22 protein-coding genes are annotated in these 20,884 nt (G+C 70.0%); 11 read left to right on the forward strand and 11 right to left on the reverse strand.

Annotated features, from left to right (window positions below; all coding sequences use genetic code 11):
- Together EPN98_RS17925 and EPN98_RS17930 are read left to right on the forward strand one after the other, a co-directional pair.
- The coding region (locus EPN98_RS17925; protein ID WP_293364289.1) for a hypothetical protein at window positions 1-315 on the forward strand (315 nt) is incomplete at its 5' end.
- Window positions 316-374: 59 nt separating this feature from the next.
- The gene (locus EPN98_RS17930; protein ID WP_293364290.1) at window positions 375-1,433 is read left to right on the forward strand and encodes a fatty acid desaturase; all 1,059 of its coding nucleotides are present in this window, start codon (window positions 375-377) and stop codon (window positions 1,431-1,433) included.
- Window positions 1,434-1,443: 10 nt separating this feature from the next.
- Here EPN98_RS17930 and zapA read toward each other — a convergent pair whose 3' ends face one another.
- Window positions 1,444-1,773: a cell division protein ZapA gene (gene zapA, locus EPN98_RS17935; protein WP_293364291.1), complete on the reverse strand. Its 330-nt coding sequence runs from the start codon at window positions 1,771-1,773 to the stop codon at window positions 1,444-1,446.
- Window positions 1,774-1,778: 5 nt separating this feature from the next.
- On the reverse strand, window positions 1,779-2,054 hold the full coding sequence (locus tag EPN98_RS17940; RefSeq protein ID WP_293364292.1) for a DUF4164 family protein: 276 nt from the start codon (window positions 2,052-2,054) through the stop codon (window positions 1,779-1,781).
- A gap of 154 nt (window positions 2,055-2,208) precedes the next feature.
- Here EPN98_RS17940 and tkt point away from each other — a divergent pair, with 154 nt between their 5' ends.
- Entirely contained in the window at window positions 2,209-4,176 is a 1,968-nt protein-coding gene (gene tkt, locus EPN98_RS17945) for a transketolase (RefSeq protein ID WP_293364293.1), read from the forward strand.
- Window positions 4,177-4,341: 165 nt separating this feature from the next.
- On the forward strand, window positions 4,342-5,541 hold the full coding sequence (gene purT, locus EPN98_RS17950) for a formate-dependent phosphoribosylglycinamide formyltransferase (RefSeq protein ID WP_293364294.1): 1,200 nt from the start codon (window positions 4,342-4,344) through the stop codon (window positions 5,539-5,541).
- On the opposite strand, the gene EPN98_RS17955 is transcribed toward purT, so the two are convergent.
- Together EPN98_RS17955 and EPN98_RS17960 are read right to left on the reverse strand one after the other, a co-directional pair.
- On the reverse strand, window positions 5,522-6,499 hold the full coding sequence (locus EPN98_RS17955; protein ID WP_293364295.1) for a TerC family protein: 978 nt from the start codon (window positions 6,497-6,499) through the stop codon (window positions 5,522-5,524). The genes purT and EPN98_RS17955 overlap by 20 nt on opposite strands.
- A gap of 77 nt (window positions 6,500-6,576) precedes the next feature.
- The gene (locus EPN98_RS17960; RefSeq protein ID WP_293364296.1) at window positions 6,577-6,762 is read right to left on the reverse strand and encodes a YdcH family protein; all 186 of its coding nucleotides are present in this window, start codon (window positions 6,760-6,762) and stop codon (window positions 6,577-6,579) included.
- Window positions 6,763-7,000: 238 nt separating this feature from the next.
- On the opposite strand from EPN98_RS17960, the gene EPN98_RS17965 reads away from it, so the two are divergent.
- The 7 genes from EPN98_RS17965 (at window position 7,001) to EPN98_RS17995 (ending at window position 12,553) form a co-directional block, all read left to right on the forward strand.
- Window positions 7,001-7,315, forward strand: a complete 315-nt coding sequence (locus EPN98_RS17965; RefSeq protein ID WP_293364297.1) for an autorepressor SdpR family transcription factor — start codon at window positions 7,001-7,003, stop codon at window positions 7,313-7,315.
- Window positions 7,315-7,929 carry a hypothetical protein gene (locus EPN98_RS17970; protein ID WP_293364298.1) on the forward strand — a complete coding sequence of 205 codons (615 nt, stop codon included), beginning with the start codon at window positions 7,315-7,317 and terminating at the stop codon, window positions 7,927-7,929. Before EPN98_RS17965 ends, EPN98_RS17970 begins: the two co-directional genes overlap by 1 nt.
- A gap of 19 nt (window positions 7,930-7,948) precedes the next feature.
- Window positions 7,949-8,410, forward strand: a complete 462-nt coding sequence (locus EPN98_RS17975) for a DUF6491 family protein (protein WP_293364299.1) — start codon at window positions 7,949-7,951, stop codon at window positions 8,408-8,410.
- A 161-nt stretch (window positions 8,411-8,571) separates the two neighbouring features.
- Entirely contained in the window at window positions 8,572-9,582 is a 1,011-nt protein-coding gene (gene gap / locus EPN98_RS17980) for a type I glyceraldehyde-3-phosphate dehydrogenase (RefSeq protein WP_293364300.1), read from the forward strand.
- A 9-nt stretch (window positions 9,583-9,591) separates the two neighbouring features.
- Complete coding sequence (locus tag EPN98_RS17985; RefSeq protein ID WP_293364301.1) at window positions 9,592-10,785, forward strand: phosphoglycerate kinase; 1,194 nt, start codon at window positions 9,592-9,594, stop codon at window positions 10,783-10,785.
- A gap of 20 nt (window positions 10,786-10,805) precedes the next feature.
- Entirely contained in the window at window positions 10,806-11,891 is a 1,086-nt protein-coding gene (gene fba, locus EPN98_RS17990; RefSeq protein ID WP_293364302.1) for a class II fructose-bisphosphate aldolase, read from the forward strand.
- Window positions 11,892-11,944: 53 nt separating this feature from the next.
- Window positions 11,945-12,553: a response regulator transcription factor gene (locus EPN98_RS17995; protein WP_293364303.1), complete on the forward strand. Its 609-nt coding sequence runs from the start codon at window positions 11,945-11,947 to the stop codon at window positions 12,551-12,553.
- A 10-nt stretch (window positions 12,554-12,563) separates the two neighbouring features.
- Here EPN98_RS17995 and EPN98_RS18000 read toward each other — a convergent pair whose 3' ends face one another.
- The 7 genes from EPN98_RS18000 to EPN98_RS18030 form a co-directional block, all read right to left on the reverse strand.
- Complete coding sequence (locus tag EPN98_RS18000) at window positions 12,564-14,321, reverse strand: hybrid sensor histidine kinase/response regulator (RefSeq protein ID WP_293364304.1); 1,758 nt, start codon at window positions 14,319-14,321, stop codon at window positions 12,564-12,566.
- Window positions 14,322-14,382: 61 nt separating this feature from the next.
- Entirely contained in the window at window positions 14,383-15,501 is a 1,119-nt protein-coding gene (locus EPN98_RS18005) for a PEPxxWA-CTERM sorting domain-containing protein (protein ID WP_293364305.1), read from the reverse strand.
- Window positions 15,502-15,530: 29 nt separating this feature from the next.
- Window positions 15,531-16,634, reverse strand: coding sequence for a PEPxxWA-CTERM sorting domain-containing protein (locus tag EPN98_RS18010; RefSeq protein ID WP_293364306.1), 1,104 nt, complete (start codon window positions 16,632-16,634; stop codon window positions 15,531-15,533).
- Window positions 16,635-16,658: 24 nt separating this feature from the next.
- Window positions 16,659-17,765: a PEPxxWA-CTERM sorting domain-containing protein gene (locus EPN98_RS18015; protein ID WP_293364307.1), complete on the reverse strand. Its 1,107-nt coding sequence runs from the start codon at window positions 17,763-17,765 to the stop codon at window positions 16,659-16,661.
- A 23-nt stretch (window positions 17,766-17,788) separates the two neighbouring features.
- Window positions 17,789-18,211, reverse strand: a complete 423-nt coding sequence (locus EPN98_RS18020; RefSeq protein ID WP_293364308.1) for an SgcJ/EcaC family oxidoreductase — start codon at window positions 18,209-18,211, stop codon at window positions 17,789-17,791.
- A 30-nt stretch (window positions 18,212-18,241) separates the two neighbouring features.
- Complete coding sequence (locus tag EPN98_RS18025) at window positions 18,242-19,081, reverse strand: helix-turn-helix domain-containing protein (protein WP_293364309.1); 840 nt, start codon at window positions 19,079-19,081, stop codon at window positions 18,242-18,244.
- Between the two features lie 91 nt (window positions 19,082-19,172).
- Entirely contained in the window at window positions 19,173-20,831 is a 1,659-nt protein-coding gene (locus EPN98_RS18030; protein ID WP_293364332.1) for an MFS transporter, read from the reverse strand.
- Window positions 20,832-20,884 lie beyond the last annotated feature (53 nt).

Below are 20,884 nucleotides of genomic sequence, written 5' to 3' on the forward strand. Positions count from 1 at the left end.
TGGCTCCGCGAGGCCGACAGCGACCGGCCCGCCGGCGAGATCAAGACCGCCGCTCCGCCGATCAGCCATGACTTCCGCCCGTTGCCCGGAACGCCCACGACCCACACCCTGGGCTTCCTGCGCAACGAGGCCGACGTACCCGGCGGCCGCCGCGCCGGAAGCCTGGCCTGGGCCGGTCTCGCCAACTGCTACTACTGGGCCGACCCGGCGAGCGGCGTGGCGGGCATCCTTTGCGCCCAGTTCCTCCCGTTCGCCGACCCGGCCATGCTGTCTACCTTCGAAGCCTTCGAACGGGCGGCGTACGCCGACGGCTGAGCGCGGCATTTCCGCATTCCCCCTTGGGCGACGGCCGGCTTCGCCTTACATCGGGGCCCTTGAACGCACACGCTGACATTCAGGCCCGTGAACGGGCCGGGCAGAGCCTGGCCCGCCAGGCCAATGACATCGCCCGCGACCTCACGCGGGCCGATCCCAAGGTCTATTGGCTGGACCTCGTCGTCACCGCCGCCGTCACCTGGCTGGCGTTCGCGATCGCCGCGACCGCCGCCCAGCCCGGCTGGACCGTCGTGGCCGGTCTGGTCGCGATCCTGGGCCTCTACCGCGGCATCAGCTTCATCCACGAGCTGACCCACCTGAAGCGCGACGACGTGCCGGGCTTCCACTTCGCGTGGAACGTCCTGATCGGCGTGCCCTGGCTGACGCCGTCGCTGCTGTACGAGGGCGTCCACATCCTGCACCACGCCAAGGACCGATACGGCACGGCCCGCGACCCGGAATACCACCCGCTGGCGCGGCGCCCCCTGCACGAGCTGGCGGTGTTCCTGGGCATCGCGCTCCTGGCGCCCGTCGGCACGCTGCTGCGCTTCGGCGTGCTGGCGCCGCTGGGCTTCCTGATCCCGGCCGTGCGTCGCTTCACCATCGCCAAGGCGTCGGGGATGGTGATCAACACTCACTTCTCGCGCGACGACTTCGACCGCGCCAACCGCGCCCCCTGGCTGGCCCAGGAGATCGCCGCCTGGCTGTGGTGCTGGACCCTGGTCGGGCTCACGATCAGCGGCGTCGCGCCGCTGCGCGTGTTCCTGACCGCCGCCGTGATCTTCAGCCTGATGACGTTCCTGAATCAGGTGCGCACGGCGGTCGCCCACCGCTGGGACAACGACGGCGAGGTCATGGCCCCGCTGGATCAGTTCCTGGATTCGGTGAACGTGCCGCCGCCGGCGCTGCTGCCGTTCCTCTGGGCGCCCGTGGGCCTGCGCTACCACGCCCTGCACCACCTGATGCCGCGCCTGCCCTACCACAACCTGGGAACCGCCCACCGCCGGCTGGTGGAGGCCCTGCCGGCCGACCACGACTATCGCCGCGCGGAAGAGCGTGAGCTGATCCCGGCGTTGGGCAAGCTGGTGAAGCGGATGCGACGCGCGTCCCGCCCTTGAAGGGCAGGGATTACCCCGCAGCCGCCAGCTTCTCGATCTTGATCGCCGCGCCTTCCAGCGCACTCACCGCCTTCGTCTCCAGGCGCGCGCGGTCGGCCTGCAGCCGGCCCACCTCGACTTGCAGCGCGGCCAGCCGGTTCTTCGCATCCAGCAGTTCGTCGGCCAGCAGCAGCGCCCCCATCAGGAACAGCCGCGTGTCGCCCAGCTGGCCCATGTCCTGGCTCACCTGGCGGACCTGGTGGTCGAAGATCTTGGCCAGTTCCTGCAGATGATGCTCCTGCCCGTCCTCGCAGCCGACGGCGTAGGGGCGGCCGTTCACGTCGATGTTGATCTGAGCCATCGCGTCTAAGCCTCCTGCGTCTGGCCGTTCAGGGCCGTGCGGATTTCCTGGATCGCCCGGCCCAGCGCCTCCGAGGCCTGGGCCCCGGCCTCTTCCAGCTCGCGTTCTCGGGCCCGGGCGGCGTCCAGCTCGGCCGCCAGCATCGAGCGGTCATGGTCGAACAGACCGCCCGCGTCGTCGCTCGCCGCCTTCAGCCGCTGGGCCAGGCGCTGCTCCAGCACGTGCAGCGCGTTCTCCAGCCGCTTGGCCGCCAGGTCCAGGGCGCTCTCGCCAGGGTTCATGCGATCCTCCGATGGCCGTCTCGACCCGTATACCTGCGCCAGTGAGTCTCACGAAGTGCTGGGGCCATTTCTTGACCCCGTTCTTGACCCCCTGCCCCTCGCATGCGAGGCGGCCCGCAATTCCTCGGAAGACAGAGACTCAGAAAAGCCGCCCATGCCCGCGCCGACCCAGCTCATGGCCAACGCCATCCGCATGCTCTCCCTCGACGCGGTCGAGGCAGCCACCTGCGGACACCCCGGGATGCCGATGGGCATGGCCGACGTCGCCACGGTGCTCTGGACCAAGTTCATGAAGTACGAAGCCGCGAAGCCTGACTGGGCCGACCGCGACCGCTTCGTGCTCTCGGCCGGGCACGGCTCGATGCTGCTCTACAGCCTGCTGCACCTGACCGGCGTGAAGGCCGTGCCGATGCAGAGCCTGCGGGACTTCCGCAAGCTGGGCTCGAACACGCCGGGCCACCCCGAGTTCGGCCACACCCCCGGCGTCGAGACCACCACCGGCCCGCTGGGCCAGGGCCTGGCCACCGCAGTCGGCATGGCCATCGCCGAACGCAAGCTGGCCGCCCGCTTCGGCGCCGACCTCGTCGACCACCGGACCTGGGTGGTGGCCGGCGACGGCTGCCTGATGGAGGGTGTCAGCCACGAGGCGATCAGCCTCGCCGGCCGCCTGAAGCTCGCCAAGCTCACCGTCCTCTGGGACGACAACGACATCACCATCGACGGCCACGTCGGTATTTCGGACTCCACCGACCAGATCGCCCGCTTCAAGGCCGCTGGCTGGGTGACCAAGCGGATCGACGGCCACGACGAGGGCCAGATCCGCCGCGCGCTCGCCTGGGCCGTCAAGCAGGACCGGCCGTCGCTGATCGCCTGCAAGACCGTGATCGGCAAGGGCGCCCCCAACATGGGCGGCACCCACAAGGTCCACGGTGCGGCCCTGGGCAAGGACGAGGTCGCGGCCACACGCATGGCGCTCAACTGGCCCTACGAGCCCTTCGTGGTTCCCGACGAGGTCCTGAAGCCCTGGCGCGCCGCGGGCCGCAAGGGCGCCAAGGCCCGCAAGGCGTGGGAGGCCCGCCTGGCCGCCTCGCCGCTGAAGGCCGACTTCGAGCGCGCCATGAAGGGCGACCTGCCGAAGGGCGCCTTCGCCGCCCTCGACGCCTTCGCCGCCAAGGCCGCCGCCGAGAAGACCGCCGCCGCCACCCGCGTCCACTCGGGCGCGGTGCTGGAGCAGATCTTCGGCTCGATCCCCGAGATGGTGGGCGGATCGGCCGACCTCACCGGCTCGAACAACACCTTCGTCAAGAACACCCAGATCTTCGACGCTCCCGACTACGCCGGCCGCTATGTGAACTATGGCGTGCGCGAATTCGGCATGGCCGCGGCGATGAACGGCATGGCCCTGCACGGCGGGGTGATCCCCTACGGCGGCACCTTCCTGGTGTTCTCGGACTACGCCCGGCCGGCCATCCGCCTGTCGGCGCTGATGGGCGTTCGCAGCATCTTCGTGGGCACCCACGATTCCATCGGCCTGGGCGAGGACGGCCCGACCCACCAGCCGGTCGAGCATGTGGCGTCCCTGCGCGCCATGCCCAACCTCTACGTCTTCCGCCCCGCCGACGCGGTGGAGACCGCCGAGTGCTGGAAGCTGGCCCTGGAAGCCAAGACCACGCCGTCCGTCCTGGCGCTGTCGCGCCAGAAGACTGCCGGCGTCCGCGGCGACGCGGGTGAGAACCAGTCGGCGCGCGGCGCCTACCAGCTCGTCGGCGCCTCCAAGCCCGCCCAGGTGACGATCTTCGCCTCGGGCACGGAAGTGCCGATCGCGCTGGCCGCCCGCGACCTGCTGGAAGCGCAGGACATCGGAACGCGCGTGGTCTCGGTCCCCTGCTTCGAGCTGTTCGAGGCGCAGCCGGCCGACTACCAGGCCGCCGTCATCGGCGAGACCGACGTCCGGGTGGCCGTCGAGGCCGGCGTGCGCCTGGGCTGGGACCGCTTCATCGGCTCGGACGGCGCCTTCATCGGCATGACCGGCTTCGGCGCCAGCGGGACGGACAAGGCCCTCTACGCCCACTTCGGCATCACCGCCGAGGCCGTGGCGGCGGCGGCCAAGGCCAAGCTGTAAGAGCCCACCCCTTCGGATCGTCATCCCCGGGCTTGTCCCGGGGACCCAGATACGCAAGCGATGGTGGAAGTCCTGGACGGCGCCGCCGCGGGCCTTGGGCTGACGACGGCGCTTCTGGGTGGCCGGGACAAGCCCGGCCATGACGTTCTTGATGTGGAGAGACCGATGACCCGCCTCGGCACCCCCAACTCGCCCACCGCCGTCCGCGTGATGCTCCTGGGCTCGGGGGAACTCGGCAAGGAGGTGGTCATCGAGCTGCAGCGCCTGGGCTGCGAGGTCATCGCCTGCGACCGCTACCCCGATGCGCCGGGCATGCAGGTGGCCCACCGCAGTCACGTGCTAGCCATGACCGATGCGGCGGCTCTGCGCACCGTCGTCGAGCTGGAACGCCCGCACTTCATCGTTCCCGAGATCGAGGCCATCGCGACCGACGAGCTGGCCCGGATCGAGGCGGACGGTCTGGCGGTGTGCATCCCCACCGCCCGCGCCGCCCAGCTCACCATGAACCGCGAGGGCATCCGCCGCCTGGCCGCCGAGGAGCTGGGATTGCCCACCAGCGCCTACGCCTTCGCCTCGACCGAGGCCGAACTGGCCAAGGCCGCCGCCGAGGTGACCGGCTTCCCCTGCTTCGTGAAGCCGGTGATGAGCAGCTCAGGCAAGGGCCAGTCCTACGTTGAGAGCCCCAACCAGATCGCGGCGGCCTGGCGCTATGCCCTGGAAGGCGGCCGGGTCGAGCAGCCGCGGGTGATCGTCGAGGGCCGCGTGGACTTCGACTTCGAGATCACCCAGCTCACCGTCCGCTCGATGGCGAACGGCGTCGTCGAGACCAGCTTCTGCGCCCCCATCGGCCATCGCCAGGTCAAGGGCGACTACGTCGAGAGCTGGCAGCCCCAGCCGATGTCGGCCCAGGCGCTGGCCAAATCCCGCGACATCGCCAAGGCGGTCACCGACAGCCTTGGCGGCCTGGGGCTCTTCGGCGTCGAACTGTTCGTGAAGGGCGATGAGGTGTGGTTCTCGGAGGTCAGCCCCCGCCCGCACGACACCGGCCTCGTCACCCTGGTCACGCAGTACCAGTCCGAGTTCGCCCTGCACGCCCGCGCCATCCTGGGCCTGCCCACCGACGTCACCCAACGCGAACCGGGCGCCAGCGCGGTGATCTATGGCGGCATGGACGCCAAGGGCATCGCCTTCGAGGGCGTGGCCGAGGCCCTCAGCGTCCCGGGCGCGGACCTGCGCCTGTTCGGCAAGCCCGAGAGCTTCGAGCGACGCCGCATGGGCGTCGCCCTGGCCCGCGCCCACGACATCGAACAGGCCCGCGAACGCGCCCGCGAAGCCGCCGCCAAGGTCAGGCCGGTCGCGGGCTGACGCCCCGCGTCCGCCAGATCGAGTAGGCGACGCCGCCCGCCAACAGTGCGCCGGTGACCGCCAGCGAGATGTGGGCGGGGAATTTCTCCCAGCCCATCGCTGCGGCGACGAACACCTTGCCGCCGATGAAGACGAGCAGCAGCGCCAGCGCCTTCTTGAGGTAGGCGAACCGCGAGACGATGGCGGCCAGCGCGAAGTACAGCGCCCGCAGGCCCAGGATCGCGAAGATGTTGGACGTGTAGACGATGTAGGGATCGGTCGTGATCGCGAAGATCGCGGGCACCGAGTCCACCGCGAACACCACGTCGGCCAGCTCGACCATGACCAGGGCCGCGAACAGCGGCGTGGCCCAGAGGACGCGGCGGCCCGTGGCGTCCGGCTCGCGCACGAAGAACCGCTCCTCGCGCAGGCCGTCGGTGAGCCGCACGCGGGCGGCGAACCAGCGATAGACCGGGTTCTCGCGCGGGTCGGACGGCGTCGCCTTGGCGACGAACATCTTGGCGCCCATCACGATGAGGAACGCCGCGAAGATCCACAGCACCCACTCGAAGCTGGACACCAGCGCCGCGCCCAGGCCGATCATGACGCCCCGCAGGACGATCACGCCCAGCACGCCCCAGAACAGCACGCGGTGCTGGTAGGCCGCGGGCACCGCGAAGGCCGCGAAGATGGTGGCGATGACGAAGACGTTGTCGAGCGCCAGGCTCTTCTCGATCAGAAAGCCGGTGACGTACTCGAGACCCGACTGATCGCCGAGCTGGCTCCAGACCCAGCCGCCGAAGCCCAGGCCCAGGGCCAGGTAGCCCGCCGACATCAGCAGGCTTTCGCGCACGCCGATCTCGCGATGATTGCGGTGCAGGACGCCCAGGTCGAAGGCGAGAAGGATGACGACGAGGCCGGCGAAGGCCGCCCACATCCAAACGGGCGTCCCCATAAGGGGCGCCGCGAGCAGTTCCATCATAAATTTTCCTCAGGAGGTGCGCCCGGGCCCGCGGGGACGTCCGGGTCAGTGCGGGCCCGGGCTGGCGGTCCAGATCAGGCGCGGACGGGAACCAGCCCCGCCTCTGCGAGGAAGATCTCGTCCTTGACCCGCAATTTGCGGCGCTTCAGGTCGAGCACGACGTAGGCGTCAGGCTGCGGACGGCGCAGTTCCTGCCGGATACGGCTTTCCAGCCAGCGATGCTCTTCGCGAAGACGCCACAGTTTGCGTTGGTTGATCATGGTGCTCCTCCGTGTTGGAGGCGCGCCTGGGGCCGAGCGGAAAAACCGCGGACCAACTATGCCGGACCCAGATCGCACCTCGTGCGGTCCGACATCGCGATCGCCATCGATCGCCAGAGGGGCCCGGCCCGCGACGCTGAGGTAGGCGCGCCGCGTCGGGTTGCAAGGGACCCCGGCGGGAAAATCGACGAGGCGCGGACGCTTGACTTTCATTTCGATGTTTAGCTAAATGTCGTCCATGAACCGCGTGTTCAAAGCCCTGTCCGATCCGACCCGCCGCCGGGTGCTGCAGCTCCTGCGGGAGCGGCCGATGTCGGCGGGCGAGCTGGCCGACCATTTCCCGGTCGCCAAGGCCACCATGTCGGCCCACTTCGCCGTCCTGCGCGAAGCCGACCTCATCGCCGCCGACAAGCAGGGCAAGACCATCACCTATCGCCTGCGCCTGTCGGTGCTGGAGGACGCGCTGCTGGCCTTCGCCGACTCGTTCGGCATCGGCTTCCCGGCCGCGGCCGCACAGCCCGCGCTAGACAAACCCAGAGAGGAGAGCGCCTGATGAGCCGTACGCTGAAACTCGTCCTCATGGCCGCCGTCGTCGAGATGCTGTTGCTCGCCATCGCGGTCGCCGTCTGGCGCTGGCAGACGGTCTCTGACGCGCCCAGCGGGCGCTGGTACGTGGGCACGTTCGCGGCCTTCTTCATGCCCCTGTGGCTGGCGACGGGCGCCTGGCTGGAGGCGCGCAAGATGGCCCGGCCTGGCCTCACCGCCGCCCCCGACACCCGCCGCTACAACGAAATCACGCTGATGGCGGCCGCCGCCCTGGCCGTCGGCGTGCAGGCCTGGATGGCGGGCTCGATCGTGGGGTTCATCCCGAAGGACAGCATCCAGATCCGCGCCATCGAGGCCCTGACCGGCGTCTTCTTCATGGTGGTCGGCAACTTCGCGGCCAAGACCAGTCCGCCGACCGGCCCGCGCGCGCCCGACGCCGCCGTCTGGACGCGGGGCATGCTGCGGATCGGCTGGGCCGGCGTGGCCGCGGGTCTGGTGATCCTCATGGCCGCAATTACGGTCGACATCGACCAGATGGCGTGGGCTATCTTCGGCGTGACGGGGCTTTTCGCCACGGTCGTGCTGCTTCAGCAGCGCGCCATGCGCCGCAAGCCGGCCTGACCATCGCGGAGGGATGCCCGTGAAGACGCTGCTGATCGCCGCCGCGGCCACGCTCACCCTCACCGCCCTCCCGGCCGCCACCCAGGACGCCCCGGCAGCCCCACCCGTGCCCGACAGCGGCACGCCGCCCAACGTCCTCAGCTTCTCGAACAGCCCCTACCGGCCCGCCGACACCGACACGCACCCCGGCCGCTGCTTCGACGGCAAGACCCTGACCGGCGTGAACCGCGCCGGCGACCGCATCCTGTACGTCCAGGCCCGGACCGGCGAGGTCTACGGCATGGCGCTGGCGGACGGCTGCGAGGCGCTGAACACGGCGGAAAAGCTGAGCGTGAGGGCCGGCGGCCGCCTGGTCTGCGAGGGCGATCGCGCCGTGGTCGCCGTCACGACGCCCGCGGGCGCCAAGCAGTGTCGCGTGGGCGATATCCGCCGCCTCACCCGCACAGAAGTCGCCACCCTGGCCGCGACCGCCCGTCGGTAGCCCCACACCGGGCGCCGAACCGGCACACATGTCGCGGCGCCGGACTTGCACACCCGCGCCGCAAGGTCATCCACGCGCTCTCTATGGGAGAGCAGGGGTTGACTCCGCGGGTTCGCGCCTCAAGAACCCGGCCACACAAAAATTCGAAGGAGCTCCGCCTCATGGCTGTCCGCGTCGCCATCAACGGTTTCGGTCGCATCGGCCGCCTGGTCCTGCGCTCGATCGTGGAACACGGCCGCAAGGACATCCAGGTGGTCGCCATCAACGACCTGGGCCCGGTCGAGACCAACGCCCACCTGCTTCGCTACGACAGCGTGCATGGCCGCTTCCCGGCCGAGGTGAAGGTCGACGGCGACTACATCGAGGTGGCGGGCCACGGCCGCATCAAGGTCACCGCCGAGCGGGACCCCTCCAAGCTCCCGCACAAGGACCTGGGCGTCGACATCGCGCTTGAGTGCACCGGCATCTTCACCAGCAAGGAAAAGGCCCAGGCCCACCTGGACGCCGGCGCCAAGCGGGTGATCATCTCGGCCCCGGGCACGAACGTCGACAAGACCATCGTCTACGGCGTGAACCACAGCACGCTGACCAAGGACGACGTGATCATCTCGAACGCGTCGTGCACCACCAACTGCCTGGCCCCGGTGGCCCACGTGCTGCAGGAGCTGTGCGGCATCGAGCGTGGCTACATGACCACGATCCACTCCTACACGGGCGACCAGCCCACGCTGGACACCCTGCACAGCGACCTCTACCGCGCCCGCGCCGCGGCCATGTCGATGATCCCGACCTCCACCGGCGCCGCCAAGGCCCTGGGCCTGGTGATCCCGGCCCTGGCCGGCAAGCTGGACGGCAGCTCGATCCGCGTGCCGACCCCGAACGTCTCCGTGGTCGACCTGAAGTTCGTCCCCGGCAAGTCGGTGACCGCGGCCGAGATCAACGCGGCCCTCGAAGCCGCCGCCAACGGCGCGCTGAAGGGCGTGCTGGCGGTTACCAAGGACCCGCTGGTCTCGATCGACTTCAACCACAACCCCGCCAGCTCGACGGTGGCCCTGCCCCAGACCCAGGTGATCGACGGCGGCCTCGGCCGCGTCCTCAGCTGGTACGACAACGAGTGGGGCTTCTCGACCCGGATGAGCGACACCGCCGTCCACATGGCGTCGCTGATCTAAGAGACGACGATGACCTTCCGAACCCTCGACGACGCCGATCTGCAGGGCCGGCGCGCCCTGGTTCGTGTGGACTTCAACGTGCCGATGGCCGACGGGCAGGTGTCTGACGACACCCGCCTGCGCGCCGCGCTGCCGACGATCGAGAAGCTGCGCAAGGGTGGCGCCAAGACCATCCTTTTGGCGCACTTCGACCGGCCCAAGGGCAAGCGCGTCCCCGAGATGAGCCTGAAGCCCGTCGTCGGCCCGCTCAGCAAGCTGGTCGGCGCGACCGTGACCTTCGCCGACGATTGCGTGGGCGACGATGCGGCGAAAGCCGTGGCGGCCATGAGGGACGGCGACGTCCTGCTTCTGGAAAACGTCCGCTATCACGCGGGCGAAGAGAAGAACGAGGCCGACTTCGCCCAGGCGCTGGCGGCCAATGGCGACCTCTTCGTCAACGACGCCTTCTCGGCCGCCCACCGGGCGCACGCCTCCACCGAAGGCCTGGCCCGCCTGCTGCCCGCCTACGCCGGCGAGCAGATGCGCAAGGAGCTGGAGGCGCTGGACGCGGCGCTCGGCAATCCGCAGCGGCCGGTGCTGGGCATCGTCGGCGGCGCCAAGGTGTCGACCAAGCTCGACCTCCTGAACAACCTGGTCGGCAAGCTGGACTACCTCGCCATCGGCGGCGGCATGGCCAACACCTTCTGCTACGCGCAGGGCGCCGAGGTCGGCGGGTCGCTGTGCGAAAAGGAGATGGCCGACACCGCCCGCGAAATCCTCAAGAAGGCCGAGGCCTCGGGCTGCAAGGTCCTCCTGCCGGTGGACGTGGTGGTGGCGAAGGATCTGGCCCCCAACGCCCCGAACCGCACGATCGACCTGGCCGCGGGCGTCCCGGCCGACGAGAAAATCTTCGACATTGGCCCCAAGGCCCTGGCCCAGGTGCTGGCGGCGATGGATGCGGCCAAGACCCTGATCTGGAACGGCCCCTTCGGCGTCTTCGAGGTGGAACCGTTCGACAAGGCCACGGTTGAATCGGCGAAGCACGCGGCCGCTCTGGCCAAGGCCGGGAAGCTGGTGGCGGTGGCGGGCGGCGGTGATACCGTGGCGGCCCTCAACGCGGCCGGCGTCTCTTCGGACTTCACGTTCGTATCGACTGCGGGCGGCGCGTTTCTTGAATGGATGGAAGGCAAGGAGCTGCCCGGGGTGGCCGCTCTGGCCCGGTAAGAGACAGGTTGGGATCTGAAATGGCTCGCATCACGCTTCGACAGCTCCTGGATCACGCGGCCGAGCACGGCTACGGCGTGCCGGCGTTCAACATCAACAACATGGAACAGGCGCTGGCGATCATGGAGGCCGCGGAGGCCACCGACTCGCCGGTGATCATGCAAGCCTCGCGCGGCGCGCGGTCCTACGCCAACGACGTGGTGCTGAAGCACCTCATCGACGCCATGGCCGAGATGTACCCGCACATCCCGATCTGCATGCACCAGGACCACGGCAACAACGAAGCCACCTGCGCCACTGCGATCCAGTACGGCTTCACCTCGGTGATGATGGACGGCTCGCTGAAGGCCGACGGCAAGACGCCGGCCGACTACGACTACAACGTCAAGGTCACCAAGAACGTCGTCGACATGGCCCACTGGGTCGGCGCCTCGGTCGAGGGCGAGCTGGGCGTACTGGGCAGCCTCGAGACCGGCATGGGCGAGAAGGAAGACGGCCACGGCTTCGAGGGCAAGCTGGGCCACGACCAGCTGCTGACCGATCCGGACCAGGCCGTGGACTTCGTGAAGGCCACCCAGGTCGACGCCCTGGCCATCGCCATGGGCACCAGCCACGGCGCCTACAAGTTCACGCGCAAGCCCGACGGCGACGTCCTGGCCATGAACGTGATCGAGGAAATCCACCGCCGCCTGCCCAACACCCACCTGGTGATGCACGGCTCGTCCTCGGTGCCGCAGGACCTGCAGGACCTGATCAACAAGTACGGCGGCGAGATGCCCCAGACCTGGGGCGTGCCGGTCGAAGAGATCCAGCGCGGCATCAAGCACGGCGTGCGCAAGATCAACATCGACACCGACAACCGCATGGCCATCACCGCGGCCATCCGTCAGGTGTTCGTCGAGAAGCCCGGCGAGTTCGACCCGCGCAGCTACCTGAAGCCCGCCAAGGAAGCGATGCGCAAGGTCTGCATCCAGCGCTTCGAGGAGTTCGGCACCGCCGGCCACGCCTCGTCGATCAAGGCGATCCCGCTCTCGGCCATGGCCAAGCGCTATGCCTCGGGCGAGCTGTCGCCCAAGATCGGCATCACCCAGGTCGCCGCCGAGTAGCGCCCTCTAACGGGCCTGGACATGCGCCGCCGCGACTCTGGAAGGGCAGCGCGATGAAGTTCCTCGTGGTCGACGATCACGCGGTCGTGCGCGAGGGCCTGAGCGCCGTTCTTCGCGGCCTGGCCCCGGAAGCGACGGTGCTGGAGGCGGCCGATTGCGCGTCGGCCCTCTCGCTCGCAGCCGGTCATGCCGACCTCAGCCTGGTGCTGATGGATCTGACGATGCCCGATGCGGCGGGGCTGTCCGCGGTGGCGTCATTCGTGGCGGCCCATCCCGCGACGCCGCTGATGGTGGTTTCGTCTTCGGAGGCGCCGTCCGACGTGCGCGCCGCCCTCGCCCTGGGCGCCCTGGGCTATGTGGCCAAGTCGGCCAACGCCTCGACCCTCGCGGCGGCGATCCGGCTGGTGTTGTCGGGCGAGGTCTATGTTCCGCCGTTCATGGCGCAGGCCGCCGCAGAGGCGCACACGGCCCCCGGCGCCGCGGACGCCCTCACCGCCCGGCAGCAGGCGGTGCTGGCCCTGATCCGCGACGGGGTGTCCAACAAGGAGATCGCCTACCGGCTGGGCGTGACGGAGGGGACCGTGAAGGCCCACCTGACCGCGATCTTCAGGCTGCTGGGCGTCACCAACCGCAGCGAAGCGGCCCGCCTGGCTCGGGACTGATCGCCTGGCGTCAGGCCGTCTGACGGTCGCGCAGCAGCTGGCCGATGGCCGCCCGCAGGACGGCGTGAGGCACGGGCTTGTGCAGCACCAGATCGCTCGGGCTGTCGGCCGCAGCGGCCGTCGCATCCCCCGTGACCAGCAGGGCGGGGATCTCCGCGCCGCAAACCGCGCGGAGCCGCCGGAGGGCCTCGACTCCCGTTTCGCCGCCCCGCAGCCGGCTGTCGCAGATGATCAGGTCGGGCGTGGCGTCTTCGCCCAGTCGCGCCAGGGCCTCCGCGGCCGAGCCCGCCGCCAACACCCGGTGGCCCCAACGGGTCAGGAGCGCCGCCATGGCCCGCTGGATCGCGTCCTCGTCGTCGACCACCACGATGAAGCCGGTCCGCAAGGCGCCCACGGCGATCGGCGGCGGGACGGGAGCAGGAAGGTCTTCCGGACGTCCCCGGGGCAGGGTCACGCGGAAGACGCTGCCCCGGCCCGGCGTCGAGCGGACGTCGAGGTCGGCTTCGATCAGCTGGGTGATGCGGCGCACGATGGCCAGGCCCAGGCCCAGACCCTTCTCGCGATCGCGCTCGGGATTATCGACCTGGTAGAACTCCTCGAAGATCGCGTCGGCGTGAGCCGGCGCGATCCCGCGCCCGGTGTCCCACACCTCGATCGCCACCTTGCCGCCCCGCCGCCGCGCACCCACCACGACGCCGCCCGCGTCCGTGTACTTCACCGCATTGGAGATCAGGTTCCGCAGCACCTGTTCCAGGAGGACCGGGTCGCTGACCGTCACCAGCGAGGTGGGCGCCAGCCGAAGGGTGACGCCCTTGACGGCGGCCTGGGCCGCATAGTCCACGACGAGGCGGGCGAGCAGCGGGCCGAGGGCCAGCGGCTCGGGCCGGGTCTGGACGACTCCGGCGTCGAGCCGGGAGACGTCCAGCAGCACGGCGAACAGGGTGTCCAGCGCGCGCACTGAGCCCGTGATGTGGTCCGCCAGCCGCCGCGCCTGCGGCGACAGCCGCAGCTCGCTCAGGGCGCCGGCGAAAAGGCCAAGGGCGTGGGCGGGCTGGCGCAGGTCATGGCTGGCGGCGGCGAGGAAGCTGGACTTGGCGCGGTTGGCCTGGTCGGCCCGTTCGCGCTGCAGGCGCAGATCCTCGATCAGCCGGATGTTCTCGAAGCGCAACTCCAGGCCGTTGACGAACTGGCGCCCCACCACCACGGCCAGGGCAGGCGCCGCCACCAGGAACGTGAGTGTCAGGACCGTGAGCGCCTCATGGAACGGGTACGACTGGAAGAGGCCCACCACCAGCTGCGGCGTCACGATGGGAAGCGCCAGCGCGAGATAGGCCGGCAGGTAGGCGCTGAACACCGGCAGGGCGCCCAGAACCACCATGCCGGACACCAGCAGCACGATCACCGCCTGGGCCGTGTCGGTGGGCGAGGTCATCCAGACGGCGCCGGGAATCCAGGTGGCGCCCTGCAGGCCGGTCAGGACCGTGAAGGCGAGCGCCCAGGGCCGCCATTCGGCGTCGGCGGGCTGGCGCCGGCGAAAGCGGGCGCACAGCAGATGGTGGCCGCCCACGAGCACGATGGTCATGGCGCAGAAGGCGGTCGCCGCGTCAGCGGCCATGCGTCCGTCACGGGCCAGGAACACCGCCAGCGTAATGGCCGCCAGGCCGCCCAGCGTTACGCCGACCGGGCTTCCCCGATAAAGCGCGCGAACCTGCTCGGCCCGGATCCAGTCCCGGCGTGAGGTGTCGTCGAGGCCGGACGGTCGATCCAAGGGGACGGCTGGGGTTCAGGGCGACGCCAACCTATGCGGGTAGCGGATATGGAAAAGCCGGTCAAACCGCCCCGGCGACGGCGCCTCGCGTCCGCCGCCGCGCCGCGGCGCCAACCAGCCCGAAGCCCAGGATCATGAAGGCCCAGGCGCCGGGTTCCGGCACGGCGGCCGTCGAGGTGATCGGCGTCAGGACGAAGCCGCGGCGCTTGCCGTTCACGAAGCCCTCGCCCGTGATCTGGCCCGCGTCGTTGATGTCGTAGGCCGCTCTCAGGTCCCACCCCAGCGCCGGGTCGATCAGCGTTTGCAACTGCAGCATCTCCGCGTCGCGACGCACGAAGGCCGTGAAGTCCCCGTTGTCGTCCTGCGACTCGCCGACCACGACGCCCGCCAGATTGATCGCCCAGGGTATCGTCCGGAGAAAGGGCATGCCGCGGCCCAGCGGTCCGAAGGGGGTCATTGTCATACCGTCGTAGATGTAGGCGGTGGGTCCGGCGTCGCCGTAATCCGCCATTCCGATCACCCAACCGGCGTCGTTGAGATTGGTGACGACGACCGAGCCGCCGAGGTCCCCGATGTCCCGCATGCCCTCCGCCTGCGACCAGATGAACCCGCGGCCGCCGCTGTTCCCGGCCACCTCGCCGCGGTTGTTGATCGCGGTGGCCGAGCTGTGCAGATGGCCCGCCGCAAGGACGCCGAGGTCCGTCACGCCATCCGTCGTCCACACCGCCGCGCGGCTACGACCTTCGCCATTGAGCATGGAGCCGACCACGACGCCGGCATTGTTCAGATCGCGCGGCTGATCGGACCGTCCGCCCAGCGACGGCAGCGCCACGACGCCGGCGTCGGTGGTGACAAACCCGCGGAACTGGCCTGTATCGACCTGTCGATAGCCCGTCACATGTCCGGCATCGTTCAGCGCGCGGACTTCGCCGTTCCGAACCGTCAGCCCGCTGAGGTCGGTGACGCCTCCGCCGGCGAACAGCGCCGGACCTCTGGAGTCGAAGCCCAGCACCGCCCCGTGACTGTTGATCCGGTACCCGGCGCTGACGCCGCCCGGCTGCGAGTCGGGCAGCTCCTTGATCGTGTAGAGGGGCGCCGCGAGGGTCTGGCCCGCCCCGGCGGCGCCCAGGATTAAGGCGAGCGCGACGGCCCGAAGCCCGTTCAGCGGGTGGATGCTCATGGGATGTCTCCTTGAAAGTGCGGGCTTGGCTACGCCGCAACGGGCCGCCGGCGGAGGCTGGCGCCGGCCGCGCCAAAGCCCAGGATCATCAGCGCCCAGGCCCCGGGCTCAGGAACCGCGCCGGTCGTCTTGATCGGGGTCAGGATGAACGCGCTCTGCCGCCCGTTCACGTAGCCGGCGCCCGTGATCTGGCCTGCGTCGTTGATGTCGTAGGCGGCGGCCAGCTCCCACCCCAGCGCCGGGTCGATCAGCGTCTGCAACTCCAGGGTCTCGCCGTCGCGGCGGACGAAGGCGGTGAACCACCGGTCGTCGCGCTGGGAAACCCCGACCGCCACGCCGTCCCGATTGATCGCCCAGGGCTGGGTCGACAGGAACGGCGTGACCTTCCCGATCGGGCCGAAGGCGCTCATCGTGGCGCCGTTGTAGATGAAGGCGCTGGTGGCGCCGCCGGGGACGAGTTCCGAGAGGCCGGTGACCCAGCCGTTGTCGTTGATGTCGGTGACGGTCGTGGCGCCGCCCAGCGTGCCGATATCGACGAAGCCCCCGGCAGCGGTCCAGGTGAAGCCTCGGGGGCCGCTGTTGCCGGCCACCTGGCCCAGGTTGTTGATCGCCACAGCCCGCGCGTTTCTCTGGCCCGGCATGACGCCGAAGTCGAGCACGCTGGAGGAGGTCCAGATCGCGGCGTGTTCATGGCCCTGGAGGGTGATCATGCTGCCCGCGGCGACGCCGGCGTTGTTCATGTCCACCGGCGCGTCGACGCGATAGCCGAGGGACGGCAGCGGGATGAGCCCCGTGGCGTCGGTCTGGAACCCGCGCACCCCGCCGCCCGCACCAAGGCCATACCCAACGACGTACCCCGCATCGTTGAGTCCACGGACGAGGCCGCTGGGCCCGGCCAGGGGGCTGAGGTCGGTGACGCCGCCGCCCGCGAACAGCGCCGCATGTCCGGAGTCGAAGCCCAGCACGGTCCCGCTGCTGTTTATCCGGTAGCCGACGCTGGACCCGCCGGCCTGCGAGGCCGGAAGCTCGGTGATCGTGTAAAGGATCGCGGCCGCGGCCTGACCCGCGCCGGCGGCGGCCAGAGTCAGGGCGAGAGTCATCGTGCGCAGGGCGCGGAGGGGCTGGATCGTCACAGGATGTCTCCTTGCTGTGTGGGCTCAGGCCGCCAGCCGGCGGCGGCGGAGGCTGGCGCCGGCCGCGCCGAAGCCCAGGATCATCAGCGCCCACACGCCGGGTTCGGGGACGGCGCCGCTGGTCTCGATCGGGGTCAGCAGGTAGGCGCTCTGTCGGCCGTTCACGAAGCCGAAGCCGGTGATCTGGCCGCGGTCGTTGATGTCGCGCGCTGTGCGCAGATCCCAGCCGAGCACCGGATCGATCAGGGACTGCAGCTCGAAGGTCGCGCCCTCGCGATAGACGAAGGCCGAGAAGATCCCGTCGTCGCGCTGAGACTCCCCGACGACGGCGCCGCCGGCGTTGATCGCCCGGGCGAAGCTGTTCAGCGAGGGGAAGAGCTGGCCGATGTCTCCGATCGGCTTCATGACCAGGCCGTCGTAGACAAAGCCGCTGACCCGGCCGTGCGGCGTCAGCTCGGAGAAGCCCGCCAGCCAGCCCGCGTTGTTGATGCCCTGCACGACGGTCGCCGCCCCGGGCCCACCCAGCGCGCCGATGTCCGTCATCCCGGAGCCGGCTTTCCAGATAAACCCGTGGATGCCGCTGTTGCCGGCGATCTGGCCGGCGTCGTTGATCCCCACGGCTTCGCTGCTGAGGTCGTCCGGCAGGACCCCCAGGTCATAGATCCCGCCTGCGTTCCAATAGGCGGCGCGGCGGGCGCCGCTCCGGAGCGTCAGCGTGCCGGCTATGACGTCATTGTTGTTGAGGTCCGTGGCGGTCTCGCCCGGGTCGCCCAGCGAGCCGAAGTTGGTCGTACCGCCCGGGGTGTTGAGGAACACCCGCGTCTCACCCGAGCCGTTCACCCGCGCCCCGGCCAGATGGCCGGCGTCGTTGATCGCCCCGACGCTGCCGCCCGGCCCGGCCAGGGGGGTAAGGTCGACGACGCCGCCCGACTTGAACAGCACGGTTCGGTCGCCGTCCCGGCCCAGCACCGTGCCGTCCCGATTCAGGCGCAGCCCTGCGCTGGCGGCGCCAGGCTGCGAGGCCGGCAGTTCGGTGATCGTATAGCGCGGCGCGGCCAGCACCGGTCCGGCGGCGGCCAGCGTCAGGGCGAGCGTCATCGTCCGCAGAACGCGGAGGCTTCGAGGCGTCATGGGTCTGTCCTTGCTGTGGGGACTCAGCCGGCCCGGATCGGGTCGTGCGGCTCGGCGAGGGGATCGATGTTGATGTTGGCGCCGTGGGCGATCGTCAGGTCGTCGCCGCGCGGGACGAGGACCAGGGTCATGCGGCTGCGGGTGGCGGGGAAGGCCCGGCCGTCAGGGGCCTGAAAGGCCGCCATGGCCCAGCGGATCACGGCCACCCGCGCGCCGCCCGGCAGCGCGACCTCGCTCTCGATCGCCTCCAGGCGGATCGGGGCGTCCTTGAACATGGACTGGCAGAAGACCTCGTGGGCCCGGGCGACGTCGTCGAAGCCCTGCCAGTGCATGCCAACCACGTTGACCCAATGGACCTCGGGCGCGTTCAGCGCCGCGAGCGCCGTCATGTCGGCGGCGTTCCAGGCGGCTTCATAGGCTCTTGCGAGACGTTCGACGGTACTCATGCGTCACTCCTTGGCCGGAGTGTGCCGCGATCAGGCCGTACGCGGCTTGGAAAAATCGGACGTGCTGAGCATCGGAAGCGACGGCGTCTCACGGATCAGGGCCGTCGGCGGCGCCCCGGCCAGCAGGCGGCAGTCGCGGATGAAGTGGGCCTGGTCGAAGTAGCCGGCTTCCAGGGCCAGCTCGGTCCAGGCCCGCTCGGGAGCGGCCGCCTGCGCGCGCAGCACGGCGTGCAGGCGCGAGATGCGGCCGAACAGCTTCGGCCCCATGCCGACGCGGGCGGTGAAGGCGCGGGTGAACTGCCGCTCGCTGAGGTCCAGCCTTGCCGCCAGATCGGCGATCCGCGGGGCGCCGCCGAACCGGACGATGGACCAGGCCGCCGTGTCCACGGCCGCGCCGGTCCTGGCGATGTCCAGTCGCCCGTAGAGCCAGGCCTCAGCCGCCTCGGCCCGCTCCTGGAAATCGCGGGCCGCGAACACGGCCGAGCGAAGGTCGTCGCCGCAGGGGCCGAGAACGTCGCGCAGCGGCGCGGCCTGGTTGACCAGCTGGGGCATGTCCATCCCGAACAGCCGGTGGAAGCCGGTCGGCCGGAAATGGATCGTGAAGGTCAGCACCTCGCCGGCGAAGTTGATCTCGGCCCGGCGGTAGGTTTGCGGCCCGACGACCACAGCCTCGGGGGTCGGCTCGGGCGCGGCGCCGTCCACGCGCACCCTGTAGGGCTCAGCCAGGTAGAACTCGATGAACTGCTCGGTCCGCGCCGGCAGCGGCAGGCCGACGCCGGCCGACGGAAAGACGCCGCTGCGCTCGCGGAAGCCGGCGACCAGTCGTCCGAGGGGCCCCCGCGCCCGGCGGCCGTACAGCTTCGTCTGCATGATCCGGTCCGGTTGCGGGGCGGGCTGGGCCTAGCCAAAGCGCATTCCGCGGCCGTTCGGAACCCCTTTCCCCTCGCGCACGAGATCGGGATCAGTCCTCGATGCGATTGCCGCCCATTTCCTTGACGAACAGGAAGCCCACCACCGCCGTGAAGGCGGCGACCGAGATCGGGTACCAGAGGCCGTAGTAGATGTTGCCCGTGGCGGCGACCATGGCGAACGCCGTCGTCGGCAGGAACCCGCCCAGCCAGCCGTTCCCCAGATGGTACGGCAGCGACATCGAGGTGTAGCGGATCCGCGCCGGGAACATCTCGACCAGCGCCGCCGCGATCGGCCCGTAAACCATGGTCACGTACAGCACGAGCAGGAACAGCAGCCCCACGACCATCGGCTTGTTGACCTTGGCCGGATCGGCCTTGGCGGGGTAGCCGGCGGCCTTGAGCTGGGCGGCGAAGTCCTTGGTCCAGGCCTCCTTGGCCGCCTTGAACTCCCCCGGGGCCATGGCGGTCCCGTCCAGGCTGGGGACCTTGGTCTGGCCGATCATGATGAAGGCCGGCTCGGTCGCGACCTTCGGCGAGACGTTGATGTAGCTGACGCCGGCGCTGGCCAGCGCGCCCTTGGCCACGTCACAGGCGGTGGTGAAGGCCTGCTTGCCGACGGGGTCGAACTGGAAGTGGCAGGTCGCCGGATCGGCCACCACCATCACCGGCGCGCGGCTGGTCGCATGCGCCAGGTCCGGGTTCGCCGCCTCGGTGAGGCCCTTGAAGATCGGGAAGTAGGTCAGCGCCGCCAGCACGCAGCCGGCCAGGATGATCGGCTTGCGCCCCACCTTGTCCGACAACCAGCCGAAGAACACGAAGAACGGCGTGCCCAGCAGCAGCGCCACGGCGACCAGGGTGTTGGTCAGCGCGCCGTCCACCTTCAGCATCTTCTCGAGGAAGAACAGCGCGTAGAACTGGCCCGTGTACCAGACCACCGCCTGGCCGGCGGTCAGCCCCAGCAGGGCCAGGATGACCAGCTTAAGGTTGCCCCACTGGCCGAAGCTCTCGGTCAGCGGCTTCTTCGAGGTCTTCCCCTCGTCCACCATCTGCTGGAACACCGGGCTCTCGTTCAGCCGCAGCCGGATCCAGAGCGAGACCCCCAGCAGCAGGATCGAGACCAGGAACGGGATGCGCCAGCCCCATGCCTTGAAAGCCTCCTCGCCGATGTTGGTGCGCACCAGCAGGATGACCACCAGGCTCAGGAACAGGCCCGCCGTCGCCGTCGTCTGGATCCAGCTGGTGTAGAGGCCGCGCTTTCCGGGCGGCGCATGCTCGGCCACGTAGGTGGCCGCGCCGCCATACTCCCCGCCCAGCGCCAGGCCCTGCACCAGGCGCAGGACGATCAGCAGCGCCGGCGCGGCGATCCCGATGGTCTCATAGCTGGGCAGCAGGCCCACGACGAAGGTCGACAGGCCCATCAGCAGCATGGTCACCAGGAAGGTGTTCTTGCGCCCCCAGAGATCGCCCAGCCGCCCGAACACGATCGCCCCGAACGGCCGCACCGCGAACCCGGCCGCGAACGCCAGCAGCGCGAAGATGTAGCCGGTGACCTCGTTCACGCCCGAGAAGAAGTGGGTCGTGATGAAGCCGGCCAGCGAACCGTAGAGGTAGAAGTCGTACCACTCGAACACGGTCCCGACCGAGGCGCCCGCGACCACCGTCGCATTGCCCTGCGCCTTCGCCGGCTGTCCCTCGGCCGCTGCCGCCATACGCCCATCCCCCGCCGCGTTCTCGTTGGCGAGACGGTAGGGCGCATGCGGCC

It is taken from the genome of Phenylobacterium sp. (assembly GCF_004299445.1).
Classification (GTDB): domain Bacteria; phylum Pseudomonadota; class Alphaproteobacteria; order Caulobacterales; family Caulobacteraceae; genus Phenylobacterium.